This is a genomic window from Pedobacter sp. L105, assembly GCF_009765875.1.
Classification (GTDB): domain Bacteria; phylum Bacteroidota; class Bacteroidia; order Sphingobacteriales; family Sphingobacteriaceae; genus Pedobacter.
The window spans coordinates 690,330-710,849 of sequence record NZ_LMUP01000004.1; the positions used below are offsets into that span (position 1 = coordinate 690,330).

Genomic DNA, 20,520 nt, shown 5'->3' on the forward strand with positions numbered 1-20,520 from the left:
TTAAATTTTTAAATTCTGCCTTTTTAACAGACAAAAACCGATATTCATGCTTTGGCACAGGAGTTGAAATTAAGCCATGTTATATATAATTAATATTTTTATAAACGGCAAACTGCCAGATTGTCGTTTTTATTTAGAAAGGCCTATTTAATGAGTATAAAAGATCAGTTTGATTTTGGCAATGCACTACCCATCATAAATGAAGATACCGAATTTTTCCCACTGATGTCCCAACAGGATGAAGATGAGATGAATAACGAAGAAACTCCCGAAACATTAGCGATTCTTCCACTGAGAAACACGGTATTGTTTCCAGGAGTGGTGATCCCAATCACCGTTGGAAGGGATAAATCCATAAAATTGATCAAAGAAGCCTATAAAGGGAATAAGATTATTGGCGTAGTGTCACAACTGGACGTCTCTATTGAAGATCCTACTTTTGATCAGTTAAATAAAGTCGGCACCGTAGCTCATATTATTAAAATGCTGCAGATGCCCGATGGAAATACCACCGTGATTATCCAGGGAAAACAACGCTTCCAGTTAATCGATGAAGTACAGTCCGAACCTTATATTAAGGTAACAATCAGCAAATTCAATGAGGTTAAACATAAGAATGATAAGGAATTTAAAGCACTGGTTGCTTCTATCAGGGAAATGTCCTCACAAATCATACAGTTATCTCCCAACATCCCGAGTGAGGCCGCTATGGCCCTCAAAAACATAGAAAGCACTTCTTTCCTGATCAATTTCATCTCATCCAATATGAATGCAGATGTAAAGGATAAACAGAAAATGCTTGAAATGAATAACCTGAGAGAGCGGGCAATGATGGTGATGGAATTACTGACACTTGAATTGCAGATGCTGGAATTAAAAAACCAGATACAATCCAAGGTCCGTACCGACCTAGATAAACAGCAAAGGGATTATTTTTTAAACCAGCAGCTCAAAACAATCCAGGAAGAACTCGGAGGAAATTCATCCGATCTGGAATATGAAGCTCTTGAAGTCCGTGCAAAAAAGAAAAAATGGTCTGTTCACGTAAAAGATCACTTTAATAAAGAACTGGAAAAATTAGGAAGGATGAACCCTGCTGCTCCGGATTATTCTGTACAGATCAATTACCTGGAGCTCTTACTTGATTTGCCATGGAACGACTTTACTAAAGATAACTTCGATCTTAAACGTGCACAGAAAGTATTGGATAAAGATCACTTCGGGTTAGAGAAAGTAAAACAGCGCATCATTGAATATCTGGCAGTCTTAAAATTAAAGCGCGATATGAAAGCGCCCATCATTTGTCTGGTAGGCCCTCCCGGAGTAGGTAAAACGTCACTGGGCAAATCTATCGCAAAAGCCCTGAACCGTAAATATGTTCGTATGGCACTTGGCGGAATAAGAGACGAAGCAGAGATTCGCGGACATAGAAAAACATATATTGGTGCAATGCCGGGACGTATTATTCAGTCTATTAAAAAGGCAGGCGCAGCAAATCCGGTATTTGTACTGGATGAAATAGATAAAGTAGGATCAGATTACAGAGGTGATCCATCTTCCGCATTATTGGAAGTACTGGATCCGGAACAAAATAGTGCTTTTAATGATCATTACGTTGAGGCTGACTACGATCTGTCTAATGTATTATTTATTGCTACTGCAAATTCATTGAGCAACATCCAGCCAGCCTTGCTGGATCGTATGGAGATCATCGAGGTTAATGGATATACCATAGAAGAAAAAATAGAAATAGCCAAAAAATACCTCTTGCCTAAACAAAAGGAACAGCATGGTATCAAAACAAAAGACATTCTTTTGAAATCCGGGCTGATCGAAAAAGTAATAGAAGATTATACCAGGGAATCTGGCGTACGTGGATTAGAGAAAAAAATCGGTTCACTGGTTCGTGGCGTAGCAACTAAAATTGCTATGGAAGAGACTTACGATCCTACATTAACATTAGAGGATGTAGAACGCATCCTGGGTGCCCCTATTTATGATAAAGATCTGTATGAGGGCAATGAAGTAGCTGGTGTAGTTACCGGCCTGGCATGGACGCAGGTAGGTGGAGATATCCTGTTTATTGAAGCGAGTCTTAGCCCTGGTAAAGGAAAGTTAACCTTAACAGGAAACCTGGGCGATGTAATGAAAGAATCTGCTGTGATTGCTCTGGCTTATCTGAGGGCACATGCAGCGGCCTTTCATATCGACAACCAATTATTTGATCTTTGGGATATACACGTACACGTTCCTGCTGGTGCAACCCCTAAGGACGGGCCTTCGGCAGGTATCACTATGCTTACTGCTTTAACTTCTGCTTTTACCCAGCGTAAAGTAAAATCTAATCTGGCGATGACCGGTGAGATTACCCTTCGCGGAAAAGTATTACCCGTTGGCGGAATCAAAGAGAAAATCCTGGCTGCCAAAAGAGCCAATATTAAAGATATCATTTTATGCAAATCCAACCGTAAGGATATCCTGGAAATTAAAGAGAGTTATATTAAAGACCTCAATTTCCATTACGTTACCGAAATGCAGGAAGTTGTTGAACTGGCCCTGATGAAAGACAAGGTGAAAAACCCACAGGACTTAAGTATAAAAGTTAAACCCGTGACATTCTAGATTGCACAGATAAATTTTATTAATACCTTTAAAGCTCCGGAATTACCGGGGCTTTTTTTTTAAAGATCAAATGAAATATACAGGATATTCCCTACTTCTCTTTTTATTATTGCTATCGGCAATTACGCATGCGCAGACATACAAGAATGAGTTTGGTTTTCAGAGCGATAATGATTCTTACCTGGGACAGGGTTCCGACCGCTATTATACCAATGGTTTATTTCTGAATTACCGCCGTGCTTTTGATCAGTCAAAATTACGGGAGGGACTGGAAAAAAAGACCTATGAAATTACTGTTGGCCAGAAAATGTTTAACCCTTATTCAGGATATGCTCCTGATCCAACGATACAGGACCGTCCTTTTGCAGGATATCTATATGTAGAGGGTGCTATGAATTGGTTTTACAGTGATGAAAGCAGTCTGCAGACAAATATACAGGTAGGTACTACAGGTAAAAACTCTCTGGGTGAAGCGGGACAGAAATTATTGCACCGTACTTTTAATTTTTACAGTATTGACGGATGGCAGTACCAGATCAAAGGTGAAGCCCAGGTAAATGCATCCGCATTATACAGCAAGTTACTCGCACGCGTGGCAGATAATGCACTGGAATTCTCTTTTGAAGGATATGGCAATCTCGGAACTACCTTTGATGGCGCAGGGGCGGGTATCCTGTTAAGAACGGGTAGCCTGAATCAGCTTTTTAACTCTTCCTCCTACCATGCGGTGATCGGCAATAATGCCAAAACAAAAGCACTGGTAAAAAGGGAGTTTTTCTTTTATGCTAAACCACAGCTAAACTGGGTGGCATATGATACTACTATAGAAGGAAGTATATTTAATAACAATAGCCCCGTTACTTTCGGACAAAAACCAATTGTATTCGCACAGCAGTTTGGTTTAAACTATAGTTCTCAGCGTTTCACGATAGACTTCAATACAACATTTAAAACCAAAGAAGTTAAAAGTGATGCCATTGCAGACCACTGGGGCTCTATCAGCATGTTCTACAGATTCAACTAACGGTTGGATCTAATGATCAGAAAGGGGACGTTTACGGTTTTCTTTTTTACGCGACAGCGACTGCTTGTCGCTTTTTCTTTTTATAATCACGCTTCGCGGTGTACGGGTTGGCTTCCTGATCCGGTCAACATGAAGTGATGTGGCAAGCAGCGCCAGGAGTTTATCTACAGTTTTCTCCTTATTGATCAGCTGACTGCGGTCTTCCTGCGAGATGACATGAAGATTTCCTTCCTGGTCAATCCGGTTTGCCAACCGCTGTAACAACAGCTGCTTTTCTTCGGGACTAAAAAATACCGCGTTTTCTATATTCAGTATCAATTCTACTTTACTGGATACTTTATTCACATTTTGTCCGCCCTTCCCCCCGCTTCTGGATGTTTTAAAGGAAACAGCTCTAACAATATCATTTCTATCAGGTAACATATTGCAAAATTACTTCTTTTTTAAAAATATGGGTTAATCAATTTTCAGGAGATTATTTAATCCATCCATACCGGTAAAGTATTAACTTTGCAGCTATATGAGAAAAAATCTGGTTGTGGCAATTGACGGTTATTCTTCCTGTGGTAAAAGTACACTGGCAAAGGCGCTCGCCAAAAAGCTGGGCTTTATTTATATTGACAGCGGTGCCATGTACCGGGCGGTAACCTTATATATTATCCGCAACCATATTGATATCAACAACCACAAAGCCATCATCGATGCACTTCATCATATAGAGCTCAACTTCCACGCCAGGGATTACGAATCACATATTACGCTAAACGGAGAAGAAGTTTCTGAAGAGATCAGGCAGATGCCGGTATCGGAGAAAGTAAGTGACGTATCTGCCATAAAAGAAGTCCGCACAGAAATGGTGAGACAGCAGCAGCGCATGGGGAAATCTAAAAACATCGTAATGGACGGACGGGATATAGGAACCGCCGTATTTGAAGATGCACAGGTTAAATTTTTCATGACAGCAGATCCCAAGATACGGGCAGAACGAAGGTTCAAAGAATTACAAAGTAAAGGCGACCATCACACTTCACTGGAAGATGTTTTTGAGAACCTGGCGCACCGCGATTATGCAGATACTACACGAAAAGAAAGCCCGCTGATCCGTGCGGAAGATGCAATCATACTGGACAATACAGATATCACCCCGGATGAACAGCTGGAATTTGCCTTAAACAAAGTTAGGCCCCACCTGCCACAACAGCTATAAACCAATTTAGCAGGCATTGTCATGTCAATCCCATTAAAATAAAGGCAAGCAGTTCAAAATCAACAACATTTATTTAAAAATTCTTTCATTAAAAAGAATAATCTCTATATTTGCAATCCCTAAAGGGAAAAGGAGATTAAATGATTAATGGCAAAAAAACAAGTAGCAGAAAAAGAATTATTGGCTAAAAACGCCGAATTACAAGGTACAGACGCTCGTCTGACTGAAAAAGAAACAATTGAATCTGAAGCAGATTCAGTGTCGATCGAAGCGATCAAATCATCATTAGCAACACCAGATCAAGACTTTGACTGGGACGCAGACGACAAAGCTTTCGGAAAATACTCTGACGAAGACCGTAAAAAGTTTGAAGACATGTATACCGATACTTTCAATCAAATCAATCAGGGTGAAATTATCAGCGGTATTGTTGTATCAATCAACAATAAAGACGTTGTATTAAACGTAGGATTTAAATCTGACGGTTTAGTATCAACTTCTGAATTCCGTGATACTCCTGATTTGAAAATTGGCGATACAGTTGATGTATTCGTGGAAGCTCCGGAAGACGCTAATGGTCAGTTGATCTTATCTCGTAAAAGAGCTAAAACTCAACGTTCATGGGAATCTATCAATGAAGCCCTTGACAATGACAGAATCATCAACGGATTTGTTAAAAGCCGTACAAAAGGTGGTCTTATCGTTGACATCATGGGTGTTGAAGCTTTCTTACCTGGTTCTCAGATCGACATCAAACCGATCCGTGATTACGATGTTTATGTAGGTAAAACAATGGAATTCAAAGTTGTTAAAATCAACCACGAATTTAAAAACGTTGTAGTATCGCACAAAATCTTAATCGAAGACGATTTAGAGTCACAAAAAGTTGAGATCGTATCGAAACTTGAAAAAGGTCAGGTATTGGAAGGAACTGTTAAAAACATTACAGACTTCGGTGTATTCATCGATTTAGGTGGTGTTGATGGATTACTTCACATTACTGATATTTCTTGGGGCCGCATAGAGCATCCAAAAGAAGTATTGAGCTTAGATGAAAAAATCAATGTAGTTGTTCTTGACTTTGATGATGAGAAAAAACGTATTGCTTTAGGCTTGAAACAATTAACTCCACACCCTTGGGAAAGTTTAGATACTAACCTTGTTGTTGGATCTAAAGTTAAAGGTAAAATCGTTACTGTAGCTGATTACGGTGCATTCTTAGAAATCATTCCTGGCGTTGAAGGTTTAATTCACGTTTCAGAAATGTCTTGGTCACAAAACTTACGCAGCCCTCAGGAATTCTTGAAAGTTAGCGATGAAATCGAAGCTGAAGTATTAACTTTAGACCGCGATGAACGCAAAATGAGCTTAGGTATTAAGCAATTAACTCAGGATCCTTGGCAAAATGTTGCTGAAAGATATCCTATCGGAAGCAAACATACTGCTGTAGTTAAAAACATGACTAACTTCGGTGTATTCGTGGAAATTGAAGAAGGTATTGATGGATTAATCCATATCTCTGATCTTTCATGGTCTAAAAAAGTTAACCACCCTAACGAATTCACTAAAGTTGGTGATACATTAGACGTAGTTGTTTTAGAATTAGACGTTGATAGCCGTAAATTAAGCTTAGGTCATAAACAATTAGAAGAAAACCCTTGGGATACTTTTGAAACTATCTTCACGTTAGATTCAATCCACCAGGGAACTGTTGTTAAAGTAACTGATAAAGGTGCTGTTATCGCTTTACCATATGGTGTAGAAGGATTCGTTCCAACTAAACACATGGCTAAAGAAGATGGTACTACTATCAAAGCTGAAGAAACCAATGACTTCAAAATCATTGAATTCAACAAAGATGCTAAACGTATCGTTGTTTCTCATGCCCGTATCTGGGAAGAGGCTAAAGCTGAAGTTGCTGCTGAAGAAAGAGCATCTAAGAAAAAAGAAGCTAAAGCATCCAGCAATGCAGTTAAAAAAGTTAAAGATTCAGTTGAGAAATCAACTCTTGGTGATCTAGGTGTTCTTGCTCAATTGAAAGAACAAATGGAAGGCGAAGAAAGCAAAAACAAAGCTAAATAATCTTCAGGCTTATATATTAAAAGCATCCCGAATCCGGGATGCTTTTTTTTGTTATAAGAATTTTGCTTTAAGCGCTGGCGTAGGTATCATACAGCTCTCCTGCTTACCCCATATCCTGTACCTGTTCTCTGCAATAAGATCATATACAAAGTCGCGGATAAAAGCAGGAACAATGATAAAAGCATACAATAATGGCCATCCCCCATTCAGCCGCCGGGCAATACGCAATGCGGCAGCAGAACGCTGATAAAGCCGCCCATTTTCCAACAGCATAACCGTATTGAGCTTACCGGTTAAAAACCCAAAAGGTTGCAACTGCTGCAGGGCTGTGTCACTCTGTAAAGCGGCAAACCTGAACAGGTCTTTTTTATCTCTGCTGATCACAAACCTAACTGATCCGGTACAAAGGTTACAAACACCATCAAAAAATATTATCGCATGCGGCATAAACCAAAGTTAATTTATTCCCTGTAAGCACCCCCAATTTTTCTTATTCAAAATCAGTTCATTAGCTTTAATTTGTAAAGAGCTTTCCACCTGTTTGAAATTAATTCAATTTGCAGCCCCTAAATTCCATCCGATTTTTTATATTTGCCTAATTAATTAGTCAATGCAAAAACGAACCCTGCTAGACGGTAAAAAATTCCAAATCACAATTAAGCGACTTTGTCATCAATTAATTGAGAACCATAATGATTTTTCTAATACCGTACTCATTGGCATACAACCCCGCGGCAGTTACTTCGCAGACAGGGTAAAATTGGAACTCGATCAAATCCTTAAAACTAAAAACATCAGAAAAGGCAATCTTGATATTACCTTTTTCAGGGATGATTTTAGAAGAAAGGACGGCTTTGTTTCTGCAAGCAGCAATTCAATAGATTTTATTGTAGAAGGATGTAAGGTGATCCTGATTGACGATGTCCTGTGGACAGGCCGTACCATCAGGGCTGCACTGGATGCTTTGCTGGCTTATGGAAGACCTGCCAAGGTAGAGCTAATGGTACTGATCGACAGAAGGTTTTCGAGACATGTACCTATTGAACCAGATTATATTGGTCAGCAGGTAGACAGTATGGACTCCCAACTGGTAAAGGTAACATGGAAAGAAACAGAGGGTGAAGACAAGGTAATTTTATTATCAGAACGAAACAAATAAGAAATGGCTGCAGAACAACTATCGACAAGACATCTTTTAGGCATCAAAGATCTTAACCTGAATGATATTGAATTGATTTTTAAAAATACAGATCATTTCAAAGGCGTGATCAACAGAACCATCAAAAAAGTACCGCCACTTCGCGACATCACCATCGCTAACATCTTCTTTGAAAATTCAACACGTACCAAGCTTTCATTTGAACTGGCAGAAAAAAGGTTATCTGCAGATGTGATAAACTTTGCAGCCTCCTCCTCTTCAGTGAGCAAAGGAGAAACGCTGATTGATACCGTGAATAACATACTGGCCATGAAAGTGGATATGGTGGTGATGAGACATCCCTATGCCGGCGCTGGTGTATTCCTGAGCAAACATATCAATGCACAGATTGTGAATGCCGGAGATGGTGCACATGAACATCCAACGCAGGCACTGCTTGACGCCTATTCTATCCGCGAAAAGCTGGGTGACGTAAGAGGAAAAAAGGTAGTGATTGTTGGTGATATCCTGCATTCAAGAGTAGCCATATCTAATATATTATGCCTGCAAAAACTAGGCGCTGAAGTAATGGTCTGCGGGCCTACCACTTTAATCCCTAAACATATAGGAAGCCTTGGCGTAAAAGTAGAACACAACCTGATCAAAGCCTTAAACTGGTGTGATGTAGCAAATATGCTCCGTATTCAGCTGGAAAGGCAGGATATTAAATACTTCCCGTCATTGAGAGAATACGCAATGATGTACGGATTAAACAAACAGATCCTGGATAATTTAGATAAAGAAATTGTGGTAATGCACCCGGGGCCTATCAATAGAGGTGTCGAAATCACCAGTGATGTTGCCGACAGTAAGCAGTCCATCATCCTCGATCAGGTAGAAAATGGAGTGGCTGTCAGAATGGCCGTACTGTATCTGCTTGCTTCACAGCGGGATTAAACAATAGCATTTCTTTTTTTATAACATTCCTGATACATTTGCGTTATTCAATGTTATCAACACTTGTTAACTTCTAATGTTAATAAGACACATTACTATTTTTATATTAGCAGCAATCCTATTTTAACAAATGCAACCATAAACTATTAATGGCTTCATTACCTTTAAAACAGACATATACTCAATGAAAAAGAAATACCTCTTTATTCCGTTTTTACTGGCAGGTAACCTTACCGCAGGTTATGCTCAGGTAAGTGCGATAGTAAACCTCAATAAAAATTATCAAACTGGTCTGGAACTACTCGATCATGAAAAATATGTCGCTGCAGCACAACAGTTCAGGCTGGTTGAGCTGATCAGGCAAAAACCAGGGACACAACAGGAAAGCAGCGCTGAACTTTCGTTATTGAAAGAAAATGCTAAATTCTATGCTGCAGTTTGCGCGTTGGAGTTGGGAAATAGTGATGCAGAGAGTTTATTTCAAACTTTCATCAAAGATTATCCGCTCAATTCAAATACCAAGCTGGCCTATTTCCATGTAGGTAAATCGTATTTTGCACAAAAGAACTATACCAAAGCATTGGAATGGTTTGAGAAAACAGATCCTTCCAGCCTTTCTAAAAAACAACGTACAGAGTACCAGTTTAAACAGGGGTATTCTTATTTCATGCTTAAAAACATAGAAAAAGCAGAGCCCCTGTTTGAAGAAGTAAAAAAAACAGATGGTCCTTTTCAGGAAAGCGCAACCTATTACTTCGCTTATATCAACTACCTGAACAAGGAGTATAAAACAGCATTAAACAATTTCGAAAAATTAAAAGGATCTAAAACTTACGAAGCCAGCTACCCTTATTATATCACTTCGATGTATTACCTGGATGAAAGGTATGATGATGTGATCACTTATGCGATTCCAATTCTGAGAACTTCAAAACAAGAGTTTGAGGCAGATATGCTCAGCTTAATAGCGGCGTCTTATTTTGCCAAATCGGATTATAAAAATGCAGAGCTTTATTTCCACGAATATTACTCAAAAAACAAATCAACCACTAAAAATAATCTTTTCATTTATCAGTACGGTTACTCCCTGTTCCAGTTAAACAGATACAAGGAGTCAGTTACCGTTTTAGAACAGCTGAACAATGATGATGTATACCTGCAAAATGGAATGTACACCCTGGGCCGCGACTTCATCAAATTAAATGATAAAGAAAAAGCAAGAAGTGCTTTCTTCAGGGCATCCCGTCTGGAATTTAATAAAACGGTACAGGAAGATGCCTGGATCAATTATGCAAGATTGAGTTACGAACTCGACTTTAACCAGCAGGCACTGGAATCTACACAGAGCTTCCTGAAACAGTTCCCCGCTTCACATAAAATCAACGAAGCAAAAACTTTATTGGGCGAGATCCTGCTAACCAGCAAAAACTACCAGGCTGCTATTGATATCCTTGAGCCTATCAGTAAAAAATCACCGGAGGCCGAAGAAGCTTATCAGAAAGTTACTTATTTCAGGGGACTGGAATTTTATAATGAACGTGCCTTTCCAAATGCACTTTCAATGTTCCTTCGCTCTAACACCTTCCCTGACGACGCAGAGATCAACGCTTTAAGCACCTATTGGATGGCGGAGTCAATGTATGAACTGCGTAAGTATGGAGAAGCCGTAAAAACTTTTGAGAAGTTCCTGGAAATGCCGGATGCGAACAAGACAAAGGTTTATAATTTCGCTAATTATGCACTGGCTTATGCCGCTTTTGAAGATGAAAAATATGCCAAGGCAGCCAGTTATTTTCTTCGTTTCCTGAACGGTGATGATAAAGACAAGAATACCGTAGTTGATGCAACCGTACGTCTGGCCGATTCATACTTTGTGAACAAGAACTATGACAATGCCCTAACCTATTACAACAGGATTATCAATGATAAGTCTACTGGTGAAGACTATGCGCTTTTCCAGCGTGGAATGATCCAGGGTCTTCAGGGAGGAGATGATACAAAGATCGCTACCATGCAAAGTTTATTGCAGCAGTTCCCTGCTTCAAATTATGCGGATGATGCTGGTTTCGAGATCGCCTATACCTACTTTAACAAAGGCGACAAAGATAACCTGGAGAAATCTAAAAATGACCTTACCGCGCTGATCAGCAAATATCCCCACAGCAGTTATGTACCAAGGGCATTAGTAACTATCGGACTGGTAGAATACAACCAGGATCAGGATGATGCCGCTATTGAAACCTTTAAAAAGGTAATTACTGATTACGCAAGTACTGAAGAAGCTAAACAGGCACTGGAATCCATTAAAAATATCTATGTTGACCGTGGTGATGCCAATGGTTTTATCACTTATGCTGCTACTACACCAATTGGTAATTACAGCATGGCCGACCAAGACAATATTGTTTTCCAGGCAGCAAACAACAGATACCTGCAGGGAGATGCTTCAGGAGCGGTAGAAAGTATCAATGCTTATTTTGATAAATTCCCTAAGCCCATCCATATTAAAGAAGCGAAGTTTATCAGGGCAGAATCACTGGTTAAACTAAACCGTCCTGATGAAGCAGTTCCCGATTATGAGTTTATCCTCAATGACTGGACGAGCGATTATACCGAACGTTCACTGATCAGTATCTCTAAATTATTCCTGGCGCAGAAAAAATACAATGAAGCTATTGTTTATCTGAAAAGACTGGAAACTACAGCCGATTACAAATCACATTATTCATTTGCAATCAACAACCTGCTTCAGTCGTACAGCGCTTTAAACATGCCTGATGATGTGCTTAAATATGTACAGCTGACTAAAGAATCTGACAAAGCTTCTGAAGAAGAAATCAACAGTTCAGATCTGTATGCGGGTAAAGCCTACCTGGCAAAAGCCGATACTTCAGCTGCAGTTAAAGCCTTTACCAATGTAGTGAGTAAAACAAAAACACTGGCTGCTGCTGAGTCTAAGTATAACATTGCTGCCATTCAGTACGCCAGACATGAATATAAAGCTTCACAAAAAACTTGTTTTGATTTAACCAATAACATGGCTTCTTATGATTACTGGGTAGCTAAAGCATTCATCTTACTGGCAGATAATTATGTAGCCCTTAAAGATAACCTGCAGGCCAAAAGTACGCTGCTAAGTATTATTGACAACTACGATGGTAAAGACGAAATTGTTGCTACCGCCAAAGAAAAACTAGAAAAAATTAAATAAGACCAAGGATCATGAGATTGAGCAAATTAATATATATAACCCTTTTCTTACTTTCTGCAGGCACACTGACCAGTAAGGCACAGGAGAAAAAAACTACAGATAAGAAGCCTGAAAAAACTGAAGAAAAAACGGATGACAAAGCTGTAACGGAAGAAATTGAGGTAGTAAGACCCTACAAACCAATTTTGGCCGAAGCAGTAAAACTGAGAAGAAGTCCTGATTTAAATGACGTAAAAACCTATAAAGCGCACTTCACTTATAACCTGCCAGACAGAAAGCTGGAACTAAACTCAGACATCGATAAGTTATATGCACAGGAAGTAGCAGATGAAAAACAGGCTGAACTAACCAATAACTATGTAAAAGGAGGTTTAGGTTCTGCCAGTACTATTCTGGGTGAAGCTTATGTAAACCTGGGACGTGATGAAGCTTTGCAGGCGGGTGCCTTTTTCAGGCATTTCAGTCAATCGGGCGATCTGCGCGATCAAAAGTTTAACCAGCAGCAGCTAAGCGTTTTCGGACGAAGCATTACGGATAAAGCTGTATTCAGCGGCCGTGTGAATTATGAAAGGAAAGGACTTTATTTCTATGGTTATGATGAAACCGACCCAACAAGAAATCCTTCACCGGCAAAACAGGCTTTTAACTTTATTGAAGCAGAAGGTGAAGTAGTAAATAAATATAATACTGATGAAAACGCGCTAAGTTACGCGGCGAAGATCAACGGTTATGTATGGGGAGATCAATACGATGCCAAAGAAAACTCTGTTGTATTGAATGGTTATTTGAATAAAAGGATCAGCGACTTCAATGTAGGCCTCGCTGTATCTACAGAATTTGGTAATACCAAAGATGCTTTAACTACTGTAAATAATAATCTGCTGCGCTTAAATCCTTACATCAGGTTTCAAACCAATGGTGTAAAGATCACCGCCGGAATCAATTATGTACAGGAATTCGGAACCGTTTCTTCAGGACACTTATTCCCTGCAGTAACAGCAGATTTCACCCTGATCCCGGATTACTTACAGGTATTCGCAGAAGTTAAGGGTGATGTGATCAGAAATTCAATGAAAGATTTAACGGATATAAACCCTTTCCTGAACAGCAATATCAATATCAAAAACTCTATTGAAAAAATAAACTTCACAGCAGGTATTAAAGGTACAGGCGGACCAGGTTTCGGTTATAAAGTAAGTGTATACAGCAAACAGGTTACAGACATGGCTTTGTATGTAAACGACTTCACTGACTTCAACAAATTTGATGTGATCTATGATTTCGGAAATACTAAAGTATTAGGATTGGAAGGTGAACTTTCCGTACAGGTTAGCGATCAGTTAAAATGGACAGGAAAATTAAACCTGGAAGATTATAAACCTGCATCAGAAACTTACAGCTGGTATAAACCTTCGCTGCGCATCAGCTCAAACCTGTTATACAGCATTACAGATAAATTAGGTTTTAATGCTTCTGTAGCTATCCAGGATGCCAGCAATGCAAAAATTTATACTGCTGCGCCTGCAAGTCCTTACGTGATCCCTAACACGGCTATTGAAACAGATACCACGGTGAAAGGATTTGTAGATCTGGGCATCGGAGCTACGTATAAGATCAATAAGAAATTCTCTGTATTCGCTAATGCGAATAACCTGTTAAATACTAAATACAGCAGATACCTATATTACCAGGCAATTGGTGTAAATGTCTTCGGCGGAGTTTCTTACTCATTCTAAGCAAATAAAATTATAATTGGTTGATACAGAATTAAAATTTATTTTTACCAGAATGGATATCCTCTCTTACCTCTCAGAACTTCTTCAAACCCGTAAAGCAATCGGGATTGCTGGTCTGGGAACACTGTATAAAAAGAAAAAACCTGGAAGGTATCATGTGGAAACACACTCGTTCATCCCTCCTGGTTATATACTTGATTTTACAACTGAAATTAAAGAAGAGGCATTACTGACAAATTTGATCAGTAAAGACAGAGGGGTTTCTGCTGATACCGCAAATTATTTTATCGGCGAATTTAGTGCCGCACTGCATCAGCAGCTGAATGATCACCAGGAAGCAAGTCTGGGCAGTCTTGGGAAATTATATAAAGTTAATGAAGAACTAAAGTTTGAGCCTGCCGACCAGTTAAATTATGGTTTTGACTTTTATGGTCTTCCTCCGATCAAAGCAGACGCTCCTGCAGCAGAAGAGGCATCCTTTTTAACAGAAGAGCCGGTACAGGAATCTGCTCAGCCAGAAGAAATCATTCTGGAAACAACCGTGGTAGAAGAGCCCATACACGTTGCTGAAGAAATTATTCCTGAAATCTTACCGGCGGCCGAAGAAGAGGTTGCTACTGAAGAGCCTGTACAAGAGTCTCCTATAACCGAAGAGGTTCTGCCGGCTGAAGAGACTGTTGAAGAAAAGCCGACTATCGAATCCGTTGTGGCAGATAACGAAAGCCTGGAAGAAAATCCGGGTGATGAGGAAACGACCAGAACAAATATTCAAAAAGAAGAAGCCAGGTTGCGGGCAGAAATTGAAGCACTCAATTTTTACCGCGCTCAAACAACAGAAGCAAAAGCTTTTGTTCCTGAGCCAATGGAAACCATCTGGGATTTAAACTCTCCGGAAGCTAAGACAGCGGCAAATAAAGCAACCGAGCCTAAACCAGCTGAGGAAGTTAAACCGATCAATGTTTTCCAGCCTGAAGAAGAAATATCAACATCAAGCTCATCTTATATTAAAATTATACTCTGCATTATTATCGTCATACTGATGCTCACTGCTGCCTATTTTGTAAACCCTCAATGGTTTAAAGGATTGGTCGCTACTACACCTGCTCCGCAGAAAACAGCAAAATCAGGTCAGATCCGGGAAGTTTATCCTAATCCAGATTCTGCAATAGTTACTGACAGCACTAAAAAAATCACAGACCATACAAAACCAGCAGTAGCACCTATCGTTGAGGCCGAACCTGTGGACACCACATCAACTTATGAAATTATTGGTGCCTCCATGCACGATCAGAAAGAAGCTGATAATTTTATCAAGTTAATGGCTAAAAGCGGAATTAAGGCCAAAGTTGTGACGCATATGGCTGGAAAAAGACTAAAAATCAGCATTGCAACGTTAAAAGATGAGAAGACAGCTAAACTAACGCAGGACAGCTTATCAAAAAAATTAAAAATACCCGGAATATACATTTACAGAAACAAACAATAATACTATGATCACATTGCTACAGGTTGCCACAGATACAGTAAAGCAATTAGCTGATACAGCTAATGCTGTGAAACAGGGTGTAACTGCTGCTCCTCAGGAAATACATTTTTTTGATCTTTTACTAAAAGGCGGATGGGTAATGATTCCGCTTGGAATCCTTGCTTTTGCAGGCTTGGTAATTTTTGTTGAGCGTTATATCACCATCAGAAAATCTTCTAAAAACGAAGTCAACCTGATGTTCCAGATCAAACAATATATTCATGATGGCAGATTAGAAAATGCAATCACCTTGTGCAGAAATACCAATTCCCCTTTAGGCCGTATGCTGGAGAAAGGATTAAAACGTATCGGACGTCCTATTAAAGACATCGAGGGTGCAATCGAAAATGTAGGTAAGATCGAGGTATCTAAACTGGAAAAGAACATCAGCATATTGGGAATTATTGCAGGTATCGCTCCCATGCTGGGATTCGTAGGTACCATTGTTGGGGTAATTACCATTTTCCATGATGTGGCTATAAAAGGTGCTATTGAAATCGGAACAATATCCGGCGGTTTATATACTAAAATGATTACTTCAGCAAGTGGTTTAATCGTGGGAATTATCGCTTATGTGCTTTATCATATCCTTAACGCGATGGTAGAAAGAATCATCCTGAAAATGGAAACCGATGCACTGGAATTTATTGATCTATTAGAAGAGCCAGGTAAATAATGAATCTACGCAAAAGAACAAATAAAGCAACTGTAGAAGTACATACTTCTGCACTGAATGACATCATGTTCTTCCTGATGTTATTCTTCCTGCTTGCTTCGGCAGTAGTGAACCCACAGGTAGTTAAATTGCTGCTCCCCCGCTCTGAGTCGGGACAGCAGTCTTCAGCCCAGAAAACAGTTACGGTATCTATAGATGATAAATTAAAATATTTTGTAGAAAAACAACCTGTAACCCTGGAAAATATGAAGGCCGCTATCGAACCCTTTCAAAAAGCCTCTCCAGATCTTACACTGGTTTTGTATGTAGCCAGAGGAGTTTCCATCGAAAATACAATGGCTGTATTTGATGTAGCCAATCAGCTGAAACTGAAAGTTGTACTTGCAGTAGAACCAAAAAAATAATGACCCCATATAAAGAGGAAAATAATTACCCTAAAGCAATAGCCATATCAACTCTGATACTGGCTGTTCTGCTTGCGTTAAGCTTCTTTATTGCCATAGGTACCTTTAAACCTGCAGAAGAAGCGGGCATGGGCGGCATGGTAGTTAATTATGGTACCGCTGTGGAAGGAATGGGAAATGATATTACCAGTACAGAAGAACCTTCGGCAGATCCTAATGCAAATCATCAGGCGCCAGATAAGGTAGTGCCAGAGCAAAAAGTTACACCTACTAAATCTGTTCAAAGTGCTGTTAAAGAAGTAGCCACTCAGAATACGGAAGAAGCTGTAAGTGTCAATACAAAAAAAACGACTAAACCTTCTACACCAACAGCAGCAACGGTTGATAAACCTGCTAAACCAACAGTAAACCAAAATGCACTTTACAAAGGTAAAGCCAATAAAGGTACCGGACAGGGTGATGGTACAGGAACAACTCCCGGCAACCAGGGTTCTGTTAATGGGGATCCACTGGCCAATAACTATGGTGCTGGCGGATCAGGATTTGGCAGTACCCCTATTGCGCTGAGACGTTTTACCAATCTGGTAACCCCTCAGGATGACGGTCAGAAAACAGGGAAGATTGCCGTTAGAATTACGATCAACAGAGAAGGAATTGTAGTAGATGCAGTCCCTGGTGTAAAAGGCACTACTTTACAGGATCTCGGACTTTGGGCCAAATGTAAAGAAGCTGTAATGGGAGCACGTTTAAACCAATCAGATTCGGCACCAGATCTTCAGGTTGGAGTAGTTGTATTTAACTTTAAAGTGAAATAACGCTTTCAAATACATTCAGAATTAATAGCATGACTTATTCAGAAACGCTGGATTATTTATATCATAAACTGCCCATATTTAACCGTCTTGGCGCAGCTGCGATAAAAGAAGATATTCATAACACGGTACTGCTATGCGAAATGCTGGGAAACCCACAGCAAAAATTTAAAACTATTCATGTTGCCGGCACCAATGGTAAAGGTTCTACCTCCCATATGCTGGCTGCTGTTTTACAAAAAGCAGGGTACAAAACCGGCTTATATACTTCTCCGCACTTAAAAGATTTCAGGGAACGTATACGCGTGAATGGCAAAATGATGCCTGAATCTTTTGTTGTAGATTTTACTGCCCGGGCAACAGAAATGATAGAAAATATCAGTCCCTCTTTTTTTGAGGTTACCGTAGCGATGGCATTTGAATATTTTGCTGCTGAAAAAGTTGATGTAGCTGTCATTGAGGTGGGACTGGGAGGAAGACTGGATTCTACCAATATTATTACACCAGAATTATCGGTGATCACCAATATCAGTTACGACCATACTGATCTGCTGGGTAATACCCTGGAGAAAATTGCCTGGGAAAAGGCAGGTATTATCAAGCCCGGGGTTCCTGTAGTGATAGGAGAAAAACAGGAAGAAACAACAGCTGTTTTTTTGAACAAAGCTAAAGAAACATCCAGTGCACTGGTATTTGCCAGCACTGTGCTCAGAATAACTGATACCCATCGTGAAGGCAGATTATTGGTGACTTCTGTTTATCAAAATGAGACCTGTCTTTTTAAAGATCTGAAACTGGACCTTACCGGTACCTATCAGCTAAAAAACTTACTGACGGTTATACAAGCTGTCAATACCCTCCGTCAAAATGGTTTCACTATTGGTGATGAAGCCATCCGTGAAGCACTGGAACATACAGTGGAAATTACCGGCCTGCAAGGCAGGTGGCAAACGCTGGGTGAAAAACCCCTGATCATTGCAGATACCGGACATAATATTGCCGGCATCAAAGAAGTACTTGAAAACATAAACGCAACTCCCCATGTGCAATTACACCTGGTAATGGGTATGTTGAAGGACAAAGACATCACCAGTGTACTACAGGTGTTACCAAAAAATGCCATTTATTATTTCTCTCAGCCTGATCTGATAAGGGCAATGCCGGCCAAAGAACTGGCCGAAAAAGCAGGCAAAAATGGTTTACAGGGTGAGGTCTTTGAAACTATTGCTGCAGCGTTAAAAGCTGCAAAACAACATGCAAATTCGGATGACCTTATTTTCGTGGGTGGAAGTACTTTTGTAGTTGCCGAGGTTCTTTAGATTTTTCTTTATCTTGAGCAAAATAATGTAATGATAACATTTACGTGAACTAGCATTCAATTGCAATCGGTAAAATGCGTTTTATTACAGATCAAACCAATACACATAATGAAACAAAAGTATTTACTATTTGCGGCACTTTGCTGCATATGCAGCGTTACTCAGGCACAGAAAAAAACAAAAGCTATTACCCCGCCAGCAGCACATTCTGCGGCTCTCAATCGCCCAAAACTGGTTATCGGCCTGGTGGTCGATCAAATGAGATGGGATTACCTGTACCGCTATTATGACAGGTATTCTGATGGTGGGTTTAAACGTCTCCTTAACGAAGGTTTCTCCGTAGAAAATACACTCATTCCTTATACGCCCACTTATACTGCTGTTGGTCACTCCTCAATTTATACCGGTTCAGTCCCTGCTATTACTGGCATCATCGGAAATAACTGGTATGACCCTCAAACCAATAAAGATGTATACTGTACAGATGACAGCACGGTAACCGGAGTAGGTGCCGACAATGCTGCCGGCAAAATGTCACCAAAAAACCTGCTGAGCACTACCATAACTGATGAATTACGCCTGGCAACAAACTTCCAGGGAAAAGTGATCGGTCTGTCTTTAAAAGACCGTGGGTCTATCCTCCCAGCCGGCCATACGCCTACCGGCGCTTACTGGTATGACGGTAAAACAGGTAACTGGATCACCAGTACTTATTATATGAAACAGCTTCCTTCATGGGTTGAACAATATAACAAACAGAAAATAGCCAATCAGTATTATAATATGGATTGGAATACTTTATATCCTGCGGATAGTTATGCACAAAGTACAGCAGATAATAAAGATTATGAAGGTATTACAAATGGAGAGAAATTACCGACTTTCCCGCATTCACTTAAAGGATATGTGGGGAAAAACTACGATGCGATCAGGAGTACCCCTTACGGAAATACAATTACTTTGGATTTAGCTAAAGAAGCCATTAAAGCTGAGGGGCTGGGTAAAGACAATATTACCGATTTCCTGGCTGTTAGCTGTTCTTCTACAGATTATGTGGGTCACCAGTATGGTCCCAATTCTATGGAAGCTGAAGATACTTACCTTCGTCTGGACTTAGATCTGGCAAGCTTCTTTGATTATTTAGACAAAACCGTAGGCAAAGGTAATTACCTGGTTTTCCTTTCTGCAGATCACGGAGCAGCACATGTTCCCGGTTTTATGAAAGAAAACAAGTTACCAGGTGGTGTAGTCAGTAATAAGGGAATTACTGATGGATTAAATACCTATTTAGAAGATAGGTTTAAGGTTAAAAAACCAGCCATGATGGCGATGAACAATCAGATCATCTTCGATCACAGAAACCATGATATGCAGAACATTGATTTCACTGCTATGAAAGCTGCTGCAATCGCTTACCTGAGAACAGTGGACGGAATTGCCGATGCAGTTGATTTAGCAAGAATTTCAGAAAGCACATTACCAGCTATACAAAAAGAAATGATCACCAACGGATATAATGCACGCCTTAGCGGAGACATTTATTTCATCCTGCAGCCAAATCATTTTGATGGTGGTAAAACAGGTACTACACATGGTGCATGGAATCCATATGATGCACATATTCCATTGGTTTTTATGGGATGGAACGTGAAGCATGGATCTACTAATAAAACACATTATATGACAGATATCGCAGCAACCCTCGCGGCCATGCTCCATATCCAGATGCCAAGCGGCTGTGTTGGGGAACCGATTACAGAACTTATAAAATAACAGCAAATCAATAGTAAAAGCCGTATGATAATTG

The 20,520-nt window shown here is 39.9% G+C and carries 16 protein-coding genes; 14 read left to right on the forward strand and 2 right to left on the reverse strand.

Going from position 1 to position 20,520, the window contains the following annotated elements:
- The first annotated feature begins 150 nt into the window (after positions 1–150).
- Both lon and GSQ84_RS08175 read left to right on the forward strand, forming a co-directional pair.
- Positions 151–2,622: an endopeptidase La gene (gene lon, locus GSQ84_RS08170; protein ID WP_158796754.1), complete on the forward strand. Its 2,472-nt coding sequence runs from the start codon at positions 151–153 to the stop codon at positions 2,620–2,622.
- A 70-nt stretch (positions 2,623–2,692) separates the two neighbouring features.
- Complete coding sequence (locus tag GSQ84_RS08175) at positions 2,693–3,646, forward strand: lipid A deacylase LpxR family protein (RefSeq protein WP_158796755.1); 954 nt, start codon at positions 2,693–2,695, stop codon at positions 3,644–3,646.
- Positions 3,647–3,655: 9 nt separating this feature from the next.
- On the opposite strand, the gene GSQ84_RS08180 is transcribed toward GSQ84_RS08175, so the two are convergent.
- Positions 3,656–4,069: a peptide chain release factor-like protein gene (locus GSQ84_RS08180; RefSeq protein WP_158796756.1), complete on the reverse strand. Its 414-nt coding sequence runs from the start codon at positions 4,067–4,069 to the stop codon at positions 3,656–3,658.
- A gap of 97 nt (positions 4,070–4,166) precedes the next feature.
- Here GSQ84_RS08180 and cmk point away from each other — a divergent pair, with 97 nt between their 5' ends.
- Complete coding sequence (cmk, locus tag GSQ84_RS08185) at positions 4,167–4,853, forward strand: (d)CMP kinase (RefSeq protein ID WP_158796757.1); 687 nt, start codon at positions 4,167–4,169, stop codon at positions 4,851–4,853.
- A 147-nt stretch (positions 4,854–5,000) separates the two neighbouring features.
- Positions 5,001–6,935: a 30S ribosomal protein S1 gene (rpsA, locus tag GSQ84_RS08190; protein ID WP_158796758.1), complete on the forward strand. Its 1,935-nt coding sequence runs from the start codon at positions 5,001–5,003 to the stop codon at positions 6,933–6,935.
- A gap of 51 nt (positions 6,936–6,986) precedes the next feature.
- On the opposite strand, the gene GSQ84_RS08195 is transcribed toward rpsA, so the two are convergent.
- Positions 6,987–7,382, reverse strand: a complete 396-nt coding sequence (locus GSQ84_RS08195; RefSeq protein WP_158796759.1) for a thiol-disulfide oxidoreductase DCC family protein — start codon at positions 7,380–7,382, stop codon at positions 6,987–6,989.
- Between the two features lie 163 nt (positions 7,383–7,545).
- On the opposite strand from GSQ84_RS08195, the gene pyrR reads away from it, so the two are divergent.
- The 10 genes from pyrR (at position 7,546) to pafA (ending at position 20,486) form a co-directional block, all read left to right on the forward strand.
- Positions 7,546–8,094, forward strand: coding sequence for a bifunctional pyr operon transcriptional regulator/uracil phosphoribosyltransferase PyrR (pyrR, locus tag GSQ84_RS08200; RefSeq protein WP_158796760.1), 549 nt, complete (start codon positions 7,546–7,548; stop codon positions 8,092–8,094).
- A 3-nt stretch (positions 8,095–8,097) separates the two neighbouring features.
- The gene (locus GSQ84_RS08205) at positions 8,098–9,030 is read left to right on the forward strand and encodes an aspartate carbamoyltransferase catalytic subunit (RefSeq protein ID WP_158796761.1); all 933 of its coding nucleotides are present in this window, start codon (positions 8,098–8,100) and stop codon (positions 9,028–9,030) included.
- A gap of 184 nt (positions 9,031–9,214) precedes the next feature.
- Complete coding sequence (locus GSQ84_RS08210) at positions 9,215–12,241, forward strand: tetratricopeptide repeat protein (RefSeq protein ID WP_158796762.1); 3,027 nt, start codon at positions 9,215–9,217, stop codon at positions 12,239–12,241.
- An 11-nt stretch (positions 12,242–12,252) separates the two neighbouring features.
- Positions 12,253–13,977, forward strand: a complete 1,725-nt coding sequence (locus GSQ84_RS08215) for a TonB-dependent receptor (protein WP_158796763.1) — start codon at positions 12,253–12,255, stop codon at positions 13,975–13,977.
- 52 nt (positions 13,978–14,029) lie between these two features.
- Positions 14,030–15,463: a hypothetical protein gene (locus tag GSQ84_RS08220; protein ID WP_158796764.1), complete on the forward strand. Its 1,434-nt coding sequence runs from the start codon at positions 14,030–14,032 to the stop codon at positions 15,461–15,463.
- 4 nt (positions 15,464–15,467) lie between these two features.
- Positions 15,468–16,178: a MotA/TolQ/ExbB proton channel family protein gene (locus tag GSQ84_RS08225; RefSeq protein ID WP_158796765.1), complete on the forward strand. Its 711-nt coding sequence runs from the start codon at positions 15,468–15,470 to the stop codon at positions 16,176–16,178.
- Positions 16,178–16,582 (forward strand): biopolymer transporter ExbD, encoded by a 405-nt coding sequence (locus GSQ84_RS08230; protein WP_158796766.1) that lies wholly within the window; start codon positions 16,178–16,180, stop codon positions 16,580–16,582. Before GSQ84_RS08225 ends, GSQ84_RS08230 begins: the two co-directional genes overlap by 1 nt.
- The gene (locus tag GSQ84_RS08235; RefSeq protein ID WP_158796767.1) at positions 16,582–17,397 is read left to right on the forward strand and encodes an energy transducer TonB; all 816 of its coding nucleotides are present in this window, start codon (positions 16,582–16,584) and stop codon (positions 17,395–17,397) included. Before GSQ84_RS08230 ends, GSQ84_RS08235 begins: the two co-directional genes overlap by 1 nt.
- A 29-nt stretch (positions 17,398–17,426) precedes the next feature.
- Positions 17,427–18,713, forward strand: coding sequence for a folylpolyglutamate synthase/dihydrofolate synthase family protein (locus tag GSQ84_RS08240; protein ID WP_158796768.1), 1,287 nt, complete (start codon positions 17,427–17,429; stop codon positions 18,711–18,713).
- Between the two features lie 108 nt (positions 18,714–18,821).
- Positions 18,822–20,486, forward strand: a complete 1,665-nt coding sequence (pafA, locus tag GSQ84_RS08245) for an alkaline phosphatase PafA (protein WP_158796769.1) — start codon at positions 18,822–18,824, stop codon at positions 20,484–20,486.
- Positions 20,487–20,520: the final 34 nt, after the last annotated feature.